Source organism: Limnohabitans curvus (assembly GCF_003063475.1).
Classification (GTDB): domain Bacteria; phylum Pseudomonadota; class Gammaproteobacteria; order Burkholderiales; family Burkholderiaceae_C; genus Limnohabitans; species Limnohabitans curvus.
Genome location: NZ_NESP01000001.1, coordinates 1734837 through 1746465, shown reverse-complemented (window position 1 = coordinate 1746465; position 11629 = coordinate 1734837). Strand labels below are relative to the sequence as shown.

Below are 11629 nucleotides of genomic sequence, written 5' to 3'. Positions count from 1 at the left end.
CCCACACCGCTTGACATCGAAGGGGAGTTAACCCGCTACAAAACCTTAGAAATCCCAGCACATACAAGGCTGAGGATGACAGTAGACGCAAGAGGAATAAATATCTCGCGCCCAAAAAGCTTGAACCGAATATCCCCAGGCAAGCGCCCAAAGCCCAGCTTTTGCAGCCAAGGCGTGACAGCGTTGATCAGCAACAACGCCAAGAAAACAACGATCAGCCAGCGGGTCATGTCGGCAACTTACAGCGCGTAGGTGCGGTCACCTTGCGCAAAGCCCATGGGCTCCCACTCGGTGGTGCCCAAGGCCACCACTTTGAACAGCTCGCCCATTTCGTGCTCGGTGATGAGTTTTTGGGCCATGCTCTTTTCGTCCAGCGGCGCATCCACTAACGGAGGCAGCAAGCCACAGTTGATGAGGAAGTGGGCTTGACTGGTATAGCCCAACACATTCAAACCGGCGTCTTGTGCAGCCAGCGCCACGCCCGTGAAGTTCACGTGCGCGGTGATGTCTTTGCGGCCCACATCCACCAATGGGTCTGTGTCTGACTTGTGAAACTGGTGGCACATCAGTGTGCCCATGCTGCGTTGGGGGTGGAAGTATTCGCCCTCGGGGAATCCGTAGTCGATGAGGAATGCTGCGCCGCCCTTGCCTGTCGCTGCTTCGCCCGCTTTGAAACGGTCGGCCAAGGTGGCCACAAAGGCCTCGGCTTGGCTGTGAATTTCGGTCAAGTAATCGTGCTCGCCTGGCACTTCCATGGGTGGACGCAAATCGGTCACACGGTCTTCCCATTGCAACGGCGAAGCGCTGGCCGCGTTCGCAGAAGCTTCGCTGTCCGACGGGGACACGCCCGCTTGGCGCTGGCTCAACGCGTCTGCGTTCCACACCACGCCACGCTCGTGCCATACACCGCTCTTGCGTACCAGCAGTTGCACGGGCATGGCGTCTAGCACCTCGTTGCCCACCACCACGCCGCTCAGTTGCTCGGGCAGCGCATCAACCCATTGCACTTTGTGCGCATGGGCTTTGAGGGTGTCTTGTTGGCGCGCGCGCAAGCTGCCCGACAAATCAACGATGGTGTAGCGCTTCACGCGATCACCCAAGTTATCCAGCAGCTGCAGGGCCAAGGCGCCAGAACCAGCGCCAAATTCCCACACCTCGTCGGTGCCCGTGACTTGCAAGGCTTCGGCCACTTGGTGGGCCAGCGTGCGCCCAAAGTGCTTGGACATTTCGGGCGCGGTGGCAAAGTCGCTGCCACTCTCCGGCGTGAGGCCAAATTTACGCAGACTGTTGGCGTAATAGCCCATGCCGGGGGCGTACAGGGCCAGAGCCATGAAACGGTCAAAGCCCAGCCAGCCGCCCGCATTGGCAATACTGCGCTGAATCAGGGTGTACAAAGCCTGTTGGCCCGGGTCGTTGGATAATTGGGGGATCGTCATTGGGTGCAGATCGTAACTCGACCCACACCGGCTTCCACACCTCACTTCCACCACAGGCACCTCACACCATGCGCTCTTGGGCACTCATCACTGGCGGCAGCGTTCGCTTAGGCCGCGAAATCGGCCTCGCCTTTGCACGTGCGGGGTGGAATGTGGCCTGCCATTACAACCGCTCAGACGCCGAGGCCCATGCCCTGTGTGTCGAGCTACGCACCTTGGGCGTAGACGCCTTGACCGTGCAAGGCGACTTAGAAGACGAAGCCAGCTGCCAAAGCATTTTTGACACCACCGTGGCCATCACCGGCACAGCGCTGCAGTGCGTGGTGAACAACGCGTCGTTGTTTGTGCCGGATGAAGGCGCCGACTTTGACGAGGCACAGGCCTTGGCGCAAATCAAGGTCAACCTGATGGCGCCCATGCGCTTTGGGAAGTGGCTGGCGGCGTTGCACGCCAACGAAGGCACATTCAACGGACACGCCAAACCCAGCGTCATTCACGTGTTGGACCAAAAAGTGTTCAACCTCAACCCCGATTATTTTTCGTACACGTTGTCCAAGCTTGCACTGGAGCGCGCGGTCAGCTTGCAAGCCCAGTCGCTCGCGCCCACCTTGCGCGTGAACGCTGTGGCCCCTGGCCTGATGTACCTGAGCGGGCCACAAACCCAAGACAACTTCAACCGTGCCGCGCAAGCCAACTTGCTACGCCAACCCATCAACCCTGCCGACGTGGCCAACAGCGTGGTGTTTTTGGCGGGCAACGCCAGCATCACCGGCACCACCGTGCGCGTGGACAACGGTCAACACTTGGTACCACTCGCACGTGATGTGATGTTTGTGGTCGAGGAGCTTTTTAAATCATGAACGACCAACTTTTACTGAACTGCCGCCGCTTGTTTTTGCGCGGCCTCACCGTGCAAGCCAATATTGGCATTCACGACCACGAACTTCAAGCCGCACAGCGCATCGTCATTGATGTGGATTTGTACGTGTCATTCGCGGGCACCAGCCCCAAAGACGATCGCATCGACGAAGTGGTGGACTACGACTTCGTGCGCGCCGTGGTGCACACCCGCATTGCACAAGGCCACATCAACCTGCAAGAAACCTTGTGTGACGACATCCTCACGCACTTGCTCGAACACACCGGCGTGATGGCTGCGCGCGTGTCCACCCGCAAGCCCGACGTCTACCCCGACTGCGAAGCGGTAGGTGTGGAAGTGTTCCGCGCCAAACCAGGAGTGCTGTGACATGGCGAGCAAAGGCACACAAATTTTGAACCTCACCGGCTTGCGCTTTGATGCGAACTTGGGCATCTTGGAGCACGAGAAAATTGATCCGCAGCCCATTCAGGTCGACGCTGAGTTGAACCTTGGCACACAACCCCTGCTGCCGCACGACGATGACATTTGCCATGTGTTGGACTACCGCAAGGTGCGCCAAATCATCATCACCGAATGCACGGCTGAGCACGTCAACTTGCTCGAAACGCTGATCGGCAAACTCGCCCACCGCCTCATGCAACTGCCGGGCGTGCTGGGCGTGCGCGTAAAAATCGCCAAGCTCGAAATTTTTGAAGACTGCGAAGTGGCCATTCGCATGGAAACAGGACAATGGTGACTATGACGACCGCTGAAAAAGACCTCAACAAAGACCCCAAGCAAATCAAAATCGAGCACGAAAACCACAAGCTCGAAAAACGCCTGTGCCGCCAAGTCGGCCAAGCCATCGTGGACTACAACATGATCGAAGAAGGCGACAAGATCATGGTCTGCATGTCGGGTGGCAAAGACAGCTACGCCATGCTCGACATCTTGCTGATGATGCAGAAGCGCGCGCCCATCAGCTTTGAATTGATTGCGGTCAACCTCGACCAAAAGCAACCCGGCTTCCCTGCCGATGTGTTGCCCAAGTATTTGGCTCAAGTGGGTGTGAAGTTCCGCATCGAAACGCAAGACACGTACTCCATCGTCAAAGACAAAATTGCCGAAGGCAAAACCATGTGCAGCCTGTGCTCGCGCTTGCGTCGCGGCATTTTGTACCGTGTGGCGGGCGAGTTGGGTTGCAACAAAATCGCGTTGGGCCACCACCGCGACGACATCTTGCAAACCTTCTTCTTGAACATGTTTTTCGGCGGCAAGCTCAAAGCCATGCCCCCAAAACTGGTGAGCGACGGCGGCGACCACATGGTCATTCGCCCCTTGGCCTACGTGGCCGAGAAAGACTTAGAGCGTTGGTCCAAAGTGCGCCAATTCCCCATCATTCCTTGCACCTTATGCGGTAGCCAAGACGGCTTGCAGCGTCAAGTGGTGGGCGAGATGCTGCGAGAGTGGGAGAAGAAGTTTCCAGGCCGCATTGAGAACATGTTTGCAGCCATGCAAAACGTGGTGCCTTCGCATTTGATGGACCACACCAAGTTTGATTTCAAATCGTTGGTGACCACGGGGGTGGCTTCGGAAGATGGCGACAAGGCGTTTGACCATGAAGAGTTTCCTATGGCTTCGTTGCCTGGGATGCAGGTGGTGTCGCTTTAAATCCTTGCGCTTTTTTGTTGAGCTCTGTTTTTTCTGAGCTCGCTTCGGAGAGGGGCTGAGGGCAGGTTCCTCATGCTGGAGTACCAGAAATCGTCACCTGCCCTCAGCCCCTCCCCGAAGTCTGCGTCCGACGTTGCTTCGCTTGTCTAGTTTCACGCATGCACAGTTGTTACTGATGGAATGGCATGACACGCGATGCAGCTCTGGGGCGGGCCATAGCTGTTGTAGCAAGCACCCAAAGCGTTGCGAGCATAGGGTGTGGCGGCTGACGATTTCTGGTACCCCAGCATGAGGAAGCCGCCGCACCCTATGCTCGCAACGCGCCCGTGCCAAAGAAAAAGTCAGCGACAAATGTCGACAGCTAAATATTGAGCTTGTTAAACACAAACCGTGGCAAGTGCATCACCACCAACATGATGACCTGCCAAATGCCCGGCGTGTAAACCACCGGCTTACCAGAAGCGATGCCCTTGACGATGTCTTGCGCAACCACCTCCACCGAAGCCATTTTTTGCCCCTTGGCTTTGAGGTCGCTGGTCATGGGCGTGTCTGTCGGGCCCGGCTTGATCAGCACAACTTTGACATTCGTCTGCGCCAAACGGTGCTGCATGCCCTGCGCGTAACGCGACACCAAGCCTTTGGCGGCGCCGTACACATAGTTGGTTTTACGACCACGGTCACCCGCCACCGAACCAATGATGGCAATCGTGCCGTGGTTGGTGGCCACCATGGGCTTGGCAAAGGCTTCGGCAAACAACACGGGTGACACGCCGTTGACTTGCAAGGCTGCATCGCAAGCCAGCAGATCATCTTGGCAAGTGCCTTGGCCTGACAACACGCCATGGGCGATCAACACCACGTCCACGGCGGCTTGGTTGACGATGTGGCTCACGGTGCGCTGAATGGCTGCCGCATCGACAAAATCAGACGTCATCACGTGCACATCGGACTGTGGGCTGCGCACGCGCAGGTCGTCGGCCACTCGGCGGGTGCGCGCTTCGTCGCGGCCCACGAGGGTCAGGCGCACAGGGGCGGCTTGCACCCACAGACGTGCGCAGTGTTCGGCCATGGCCGACGTGGCGCCAATGATGACGATGTGTTGCATTCTTAAACTCCCATCAAACGGCGCGACATGGCAGAGCTAATGCCCGCGTCACGGTGCGCCGCAAATTCAGACAAGCGCGGATAACCGGCTTCAAACAAATCGCGCGGCATGCGCGCATCTTTGGCCATGTACAAGCGGCCTTTCGCCTCGCGCACGATGGCATCGAGTCGATCCATCAATTGCAAGGTGCGCTGGCCGCGGTTGGGAAAGTCCAGCGCCAACGTCACGCCAGGCTCTGGAAAACTCAACATGCCTTTGGCTTCTCGGTTGCCAAAGGTTTTGAGCACGGCCAAGAAAGACCCCTCGCCAGACGCAGCAATGGCATCGAGCATGGCCTGCACAGCAAGCTGCCCGCCCTCGCGAGGCACCACACTTTGGTATTGGTAAAACCCACGCGGGCCATACATGCGGTTCCAGTCCTGCAAGTTGTCCAGCGGATACGAAAAGGGCTCATAGTGCGCCACGTCAAAACCACTTTTGAGTTTTTGCAGCTCGTAGTAAGCCATGTTGAACGGTTTGAGTGACAAGCCATTCACCAACGACAGCGGCGGCACAAACGGCATGCGCAAGGGTTGGCTTTGTGTTTTCTGTTGATGTGCGGCCAGCACCGCCTTGAGTGACGGCATCGCTGCCGCTTGTGGCGCGCTCATGGGGTTGGCACGCATGAAAATGCCCCGTGCGGTTTGCCCAGCCAAACAATCAATCCACGAAACCGTGTGCTCCCAATCGTGCTCCGACGCATCGGCCAATTCAAAGAACTCGGTCAAGCCTTGGTAAGGCAAGGTTTCGGTGCGCAGCCATGGGCTGCCCACACGACGCAACTGCAGCTCTGCCGTGACGATCACCCCGGTGAGCCCCAAGCCCCCGAGCGTGGCGCTCATCAACGCGGGCGTCTGGGTCCAATCCAGCGACAACACCTCGCCCGTGGTGCGCGCCAAAGACACGCCCAACACATGGTCTCCAAACGACCCAACCGCGTGGTGATTCTTGCCATGCACATCATTCGCAATCGCACCACCAACCGTGATGAGTTGCGTGCCAGGTGTGACGGGCAGCATCCAACCGCGTGGCACAAACAGGCGTTGAATGTCGCGCAGCAACACACCCGCTTCGCACACCAAACGGCCCGTGGCGTCGTCAAACGCCATGAATTTATTCAGCCCTGTGGTGTGCCACAAGTGGCCATGGGGATTCAGGCAGACATCGCCATAACTGCGGCCATTGCCAAAGGCCAAACCAGGCCGATGCGCGGCCAACACGGGAGCCACATGCGCGCGGTCGGTCAGCACGTGCACATCGTGCAAGTCGTTCGACAAACGGCCCCAGGCGCTGACGGGCTTCATGCCAACGCCTGCTTGAACACAAAGCGCTTGTCGAGGTGGTACTTGATGTACGACCCCAAGGTCAAGCCAATCGCACCACCCAAATAGCGCATGGCGTCTGTGCCAAAGAGGTGATGAAACGCAAACTCGATGCCCCAGAAAATGGCCGTGGTGAACACGCCCATGAAACCGTAAAGGATGAACAAGCGGGTGTCATGGCCAAGGTTGTCGGCCTTGAAGTCGAACACGTGTTTTTTCTCAAGCACGTATTTGATGGGAAACCCCATGGCCGTCCCCGCCAACACCGACAGCTCAATGGCATACGCACCGCTGTACACCCACATGGATGCGGCTTGCGTGCCAATGTTGGCCACCGTGGCAAAAGCTGACACCAGTGCGTACACCAGCGCGATGCGCGCAGCCGTTTTCATGACAACACGCGCGCCAAGGCCAACACCGCCACCATGAACGCACCCACGCCCCAGCTGACTTTGTCTTTGAGGGCAAACACAATCGGGTCGTCATGCATGCGGCCACGATGGGCAATGAGCCAGGCACGTGAAATCCAAAACAGCATCACCGGACAAGCCAACCAAATGAGTTGCGGCGTGGCATACAAGTGCGCGGCCTGTCCATCTTGGATGTACAGCGCCAGCACCAACACCGCAATAAAACCTGCGCTGCCGCCCAAGCTAGACACCAGCTCTAAGTCGTCCGGCTCGTAGCCGCGACCACGCAAAGCGCCTGTCTTGCCCGCCTCGCGCGCCACTTTGAGTTCGCTGTAACGTTTGATCAGCGCCAAGCTCAAGAAGATGAACATCGAAAACAGCAACAGCCAAAACGACACCGCCACATCAATGGCTGCCGCCCCCGCAATGATGCGCAAGGTGTAAAGGGCCGCCAAGGTCAACACATCGACCACAGCCAATTGTTTGAGGTGCAGCGAGTACGCCACCGTCAACACAAAGTAAACGCCCAAGCTAACCGAGAACAACACGGGCATGAACAGCGCCGACAACACCACCGCGACCAGCAGCAACAACGGCCACGCCATCCACCCTGTGACCAGGTTCAACGCCCCCGAGGCAAATGGACGATGGCGCTTGCGCAGATGGTGGCGGTCATCTTGCACGTCGACCAAGTCATTCAACAAATACACGCTCGATGCGGTCAGGCTGAACACCACAAACGCCATCAGGGCCAACACATCGCGTGGCGCATCTGCGTATTGGTGGGCCGCCATGAGCGGCACAAACACCAAAAGGTTTTTCATCCACTGGTGCAAGCGCATGGCTTTGAGCATGGCCTGCCAAGACGGCGGCAGACCGCTGTCAAACACTTGGCCCACATGGCCTTGTGCTTGCGCGCGGCTCAGCAGCGATGCCGAAGCATCCACCACATGGGCGGTGTGCGCTTTGGCCCACACCTGCAGGTCGGGCCAGTCGTTGCCCACGTAATCAAAGCCAGATTCGCCAAAACGCGCCACCAAAGCGTTTGCTTTGGCGGTGGACTTGAGGTTGGTATCACCCTCTGTGGCCAGCACCTCGTCAAACAAATGCAGGTGCTGCGCCACTTGTTCGGCCAACACGCGGTGGCTGGCCGTGGCCAACACCAAGCGGCGGCCACTCTGCTTTTCCGCACGCAGCCAATCTAACAAGTCGGGGTTGTAGGGCAGGGCCGAAGCATCCAGTTGCACGCGATGGGCCAGCTCGGTTTTCAGCACTGCCTTGCCGCGCAAAAGCCACAGCAGAGGCTTGAAGCACTGGAACGGATGCTGAATCAAAAACTGGCTGGCACTCTCCACCAACAAGTCGGTGCGAATCAGAGTGCCATCTAGGTCGACCACCAGCGGCCGACTTAACGCGTGCAACGTACCGCTCATGCTTTGAAGGCCACCACTTTTTGGTGCTGCTCGCCCAAGCCTTCGATACCAAGGGTCATCACATCGCCGCGCTTCAAATACACAGGCGCTGGCTTGCCATCTTTCTTAACCCCCATGCCCACGCCGGGAGGGGTGCCTGTGCAAATCACGTCGCCAGGTTTGAGCGTCACGAATTGGCTGAGGTAGCTCACGATTTTGGCCACGCCAAAAATCATGGTTTTGGTGTTGCCGGTTTGCATGCGCACACCATTGAGGTCTAGCCACATGTTGAGCTTTTGTGGGTTGGCCACTTCGTCACGCGTGACCAGCCAAGGACCGATGGGGCCGAAGGTGTCGCAACCCTTGCCCTTGTCCCATGTGCCGCCGCGCTCGAGTTGGTATTCGCGTTCGCTCACGTCGTTGATCAGGCAATAGCCCGCCACGTAGTCAAACGCTGCCTTTTGCGACACATGGCGTGCCTCGGTGCCAATGACGATTCCCAGCTCCACTTCCCAGTCAGATTTGACCGAGCCTTTGGGCAACATCACATCGTCATTCGGGCCTTGGATGCAGCTGATGGCCTTGGTGAACACGATGGGTTCTTTGGGGATGGGCATGCCAGCTTCGGCAGCATGGTCGGCGTAGTTCAGGCCAATGGCCAAAAACTTGCCCACGTTCGCCACTGGGCAGCCCATGCGGGGCTTGCCTTTGACCAAGGGCAGCTTGTCTGTGTTGAGCTTGGCCAACTTGGCGAGGGCTTTGTCACTCAGTTGCTCGGGCGTCACGTCTGCGATGACTTGGCTCAAGTCGCGCAGCTTGCCTGCGGCATCAATGAGGCCTGGTTTTTCTTTGCCGGGTTTGCCGTAACGCACGAGTTTCATGAATAGCCTTTCAAAAATTAAATCAACGACACATCAACGCCAGCGATGCATCCAAATGGTCCATCGGTGAACGCTTAAATCCAGAGCGCGCAAAGCGCTGCAACTGCCCCAAGGCGAACGCCAGCAACGCCGCAGCGCGCACTTGCGCGTCGGCGGTGGGCGAGGCCGATTGGTTGGCCTCTGCCGCGGCACGCAGCACTTGGCGCAGAGCCGACTCAATGCGCTCAAACAATTGGTTCATGCGCTGGTGCAAGCGCTCGTTTTCAAACACCAAGGCATCACCCACCATCACGCGGGTCATGCCTGGGTTTTTTTCGCCAAACTGCAACAGCACCGTCACCATGCGGGCGGCCTTGTGTGCGCCATCGCCTTCGCGCTCGGCAATTTGGTTGATCAGGCTGAACAGGCTGTGCTCGATGAAATCAATCAAGCCTTCAAACATCTGAGCCTTGCTGGCGAAGTGGCGATACAACGCAGCCTCGCTCACCTCCAGCTTGGCGGCCAGCAGCGCCGTGGTGATGCGCTCAGTGCCTGGCCGCTCCAGCATGCCCGCCAGCGTTTGCAAAATTTGCTCACGCCGTTGGCCTGGCTTCATGCGTTGGCGAACCTTGGGCTCCTCGCGGTCGGAAGCTGCGTCGTCGGGCAAGGCGTTGTCAGACATGGCGTGCAAGTGAAGTTAGTGCGAACGGATCATGGTGCCGAACGCTTGCTCGGTCAAGACTTCCAGCAGCATGGCGTGTGGCACGCGGCCGTCAATGATGTGCACCGCATTCACGCCGCTCTTGGCGGCATCCAAGGCGCCCGCAATCTTAGGGATCATGCCGCCGCTGATGGTGCCGTCGGCGATCAGCTCGTCAATGCGACGGGGTGTCAGCTCGGTCAGCAGTTCGCCCGCTTTGTCCAGCACACCGCGGATGTTGGTGAGCATCAACAGTTTTTCAGCGCTCAGCACCGTGGCCAGCTTGGCCGCCACCACGTCGGCGTTGATGTTGTAGCTCTCGTTGTTTTCGCCAAAACCAATGGGGCTCACCACGGGAATGAACGCATCGTCTTGCAAGGCTTTCACCACGCTGGGGTCGATGCTGACGATGTCGCCCACCTGTCCCACGTCGTATTCTTTGCTGGGGTCTTTGCTGTCGTGCACCGTGAGTTTCTTGGCGCGAATCATGGCGCCGTCGCGGCCGGTCAAGCCCACGGCTTTGCCGCCCGCTTGGTTGATGAGGCCCACGATGTCTTGCTGCACTTCACCACCCAACACCCACTCCACCACTTCCATGGTTTCGGCGTCGGTCACGCGCATGCCTTCGATGAACTCGCCCTTCTTGCCCAAGCGTTGCAGCAAGCCTTCAATTTGCGGGCCACCGCCGTGGACCACCACGGGGTTCATGCCCACGAGCTTGAGCAACACCACGTCTTCGGCAAATGCTTTTTGCAACGCGGGGTCAGTCATGGCGTTGCCGCCGTATTTGATGACCAAGGTTTTGCCGTGGAACTTGCGGATGTAAGGCAGTGCCTGGGCCAGGATGTCGGCGGGAGAAAAATCGCTCATGGGGTGCAACTCCGTGTGTTTACTAAGCGTTGTTTACTCTGCGTGGTCTGTCGCAGAAGCGTGTGCAGCTTGTGGGCCAAGCACCAGGTCGCGCACCATTTCGCGCAACAGTTTTTTCTCTTGGAAACTCAAAGCACGCTCCAACACGCGGCGCACACCCAACAGCAACTGGCGGTCCACCTCTTGTGGAATACCACGTGTGTTTTGCAGCTCTTCGCGCAGCTCTTCACGCAGGTCTTCGGGCTCATCGGCCCACCAGGTGTTGATGACGGTGTTGAGCTGCTCGCGCAACTGCTCGGGGTCAATTTGTGGCACAGCGTGCATCGAGCTGGCGTGGCGTGAACCGCCTTCGCGCATGGCTTGTGCGCCCAACACCACGCGTTGGTCGGCTTGCGACAGCAAACGCGCCCAACCTGGGTCTTCGCGGTTGAGCTGCGTCATGTTGCGTGAGGCTTCGTCAGCCAGCAAATGCACAGACACACCGTGCAACTGGGCTTCGTCAATCAGGCTGATCAATCGCTCGTCGTCGCTGCCCACCAACAGGTGCTCGCATGCGCCGCGTTCGGCCAAACGTTTCAGGTCTGCGCCCAAGGTGCGCAACATCGACAAACCGCCGTCTTGGCTGTGCGACAGCACGGCACGGCTGACTTGGCCGCCAATCGCTTGGTCATCGGGGGTGTCGCTGTACCAATAAATGCGGCGCAGGTTCAGCTCCAAGCCGTTGTGGGCCATGGCGTTGCTGAGCAACTGGTGCAGCTGTGGGCGCACGTGGTCTTGTGCGGTGTCGGTTTGGCCTTGCAACCACGCCAAAAAACGGGCGTCGATGAGGGCAATGCAAGATTCAGCGCCTGCGTGCGCTGCAGCGTGAGAGGAATGTGTGCGTTTCATGAAAGTACTAAAGGTAAGAAGATAGAAAACAGCTTCTGAGCGTGCTAACTGTGCCCG

The 11629-nt window shown here is 58.3% G+C and carries 14 protein-coding genes; 4 read left to right on the top strand and 10 right to left on the bottom strand.

Translation table 11 applies throughout. The features are described 5' to 3' along the window. Positions 1–35: 35 nt before the first annotated feature. Both B9Z44_RS08790 and B9Z44_RS08785 read right to left on the bottom strand, forming a co-directional pair. Positions 36–230 carry a DUF2905 domain-containing protein gene (locus B9Z44_RS08790; protein WP_108359853.1) on the bottom strand — a complete coding sequence of 65 codons (195 nt, stop codon included), beginning with the start codon at positions 228–230 and terminating at the stop codon, positions 36–38. 9 nt (positions 231–239) lie between these two features. Continuing rightward, positions 240–1436 (bottom strand): class I SAM-dependent methyltransferase, encoded by a 1197-nt coding sequence (locus tag B9Z44_RS08785; protein WP_108402214.1) that lies wholly within the window; start codon positions 1434–1436, stop codon positions 240–242. 68 nt (positions 1437–1504) lie between these two features. Between B9Z44_RS08785 and B9Z44_RS08780 the strand changes: the two genes are divergently transcribed. Genes B9Z44_RS08780 through ttcA form a run of 4 tightly spaced genes read left to right on the top strand, consistent with a single transcriptional unit; the run spans position 1505 to position 3966 of the window. Further along, positions 1505–2296 (top strand): SDR family oxidoreductase, encoded by a 792-nt coding sequence (locus B9Z44_RS08780; RefSeq protein ID WP_108359855.1) that lies wholly within the window; start codon positions 1505–1507, stop codon positions 2294–2296. Next, positions 2293–2682: a dihydroneopterin aldolase gene (locus tag B9Z44_RS08775; RefSeq protein WP_108359856.1), complete on the top strand. Its 390-nt coding sequence runs from the start codon at positions 2293–2295 to the stop codon at positions 2680–2682. The genes B9Z44_RS08780 and B9Z44_RS08775 overlap by 4 nt, the downstream gene beginning before the upstream one ends. A 1-nt stretch (position 2683) precedes the next feature. Then, complete coding sequence (locus B9Z44_RS08770; protein WP_108359857.1) at positions 2684–3052, top strand: dihydroneopterin aldolase; 369 nt, start codon at positions 2684–2686, stop codon at positions 3050–3052. A 2-nt stretch (positions 3053–3054) separates the two neighbouring features. Continuing rightward, positions 3055–3966: a tRNA 2-thiocytidine(32) synthetase TtcA gene (gene ttcA, locus B9Z44_RS08765; protein ID WP_245912793.1), complete on the top strand. Its 912-nt coding sequence runs from the start codon at positions 3055–3057 to the stop codon at positions 3964–3966. A 361-nt stretch (positions 3967–4327) separates the two neighbouring features. Here ttcA and B9Z44_RS08760 read toward each other — a convergent pair whose 3' ends face one another. Genes B9Z44_RS08760 through B9Z44_RS08725 form a run of 8 tightly spaced genes read right to left on the bottom strand, consistent with a single transcriptional unit; the run spans position 4328 to position 11572 of the window. Next, a complete protein-coding gene (locus B9Z44_RS08760) occupies positions 4328–5071 on the bottom strand; it encodes an SDR family NAD(P)-dependent oxidoreductase (RefSeq protein WP_108402212.1) in 744 nt (247 codons plus the stop codon). Positions 5072–5073: 2 nt separating this feature from the next. Continuing rightward, the gene (locus B9Z44_RS08755) at positions 5074–6414 is read right to left on the bottom strand and encodes an FAD-binding oxidoreductase (protein WP_108402211.1); all 1341 of its coding nucleotides are present in this window, start codon (positions 6412–6414) and stop codon (positions 5074–5076) included. Continuing rightward, positions 6411–6824, bottom strand: a complete 414-nt coding sequence (locus B9Z44_RS08750; protein ID WP_108402210.1) for a GtrA family protein — start codon at positions 6822–6824, stop codon at positions 6411–6413. Before B9Z44_RS08750 ends, B9Z44_RS08755 begins: the two co-directional genes overlap by 4 nt. Next, positions 6821–8275 (bottom strand): UbiA family prenyltransferase, encoded by a 1455-nt coding sequence (locus B9Z44_RS08745; protein WP_108402209.1) that lies wholly within the window; start codon positions 8273–8275, stop codon positions 6821–6823. The genes B9Z44_RS08750 and B9Z44_RS08745 overlap by 4 nt, the downstream gene beginning before the upstream one ends. Further along, the gene (locus tag B9Z44_RS08740) at positions 8272–9135 is read right to left on the bottom strand and encodes a fumarylacetoacetate hydrolase family protein (RefSeq protein ID WP_108402208.1); all 864 of its coding nucleotides are present in this window, start codon (positions 9133–9135) and stop codon (positions 8272–8274) included. Before B9Z44_RS08740 ends, B9Z44_RS08745 begins: the two co-directional genes overlap by 4 nt. Positions 9136–9157: 22 nt before the next feature. Further along, on the bottom strand, positions 9158–9796 hold the full coding sequence (slmA, locus tag B9Z44_RS08735; protein ID WP_108402207.1) for a nucleoid occlusion factor SlmA: 639 nt from the start codon (positions 9794–9796) through the stop codon (positions 9158–9160). A 15-nt stretch (positions 9797–9811) separates the two neighbouring features. Further along, positions 9812–10684 carry an acetylglutamate kinase gene (gene argB / locus B9Z44_RS08730; RefSeq protein WP_108359865.1) on the bottom strand — a complete coding sequence of 291 codons (873 nt, stop codon included), beginning with the start codon at positions 10682–10684 and terminating at the stop codon, positions 9812–9814. Positions 10685–10717: 33 nt separating this feature from the next. Then, positions 10718–11572 (bottom strand): hypothetical protein, encoded by an 855-nt coding sequence (locus tag B9Z44_RS08725; protein ID WP_108402206.1) that lies wholly within the window; start codon positions 11570–11572, stop codon positions 10718–10720. Positions 11573–11629: the final 57 nt, after the last annotated feature.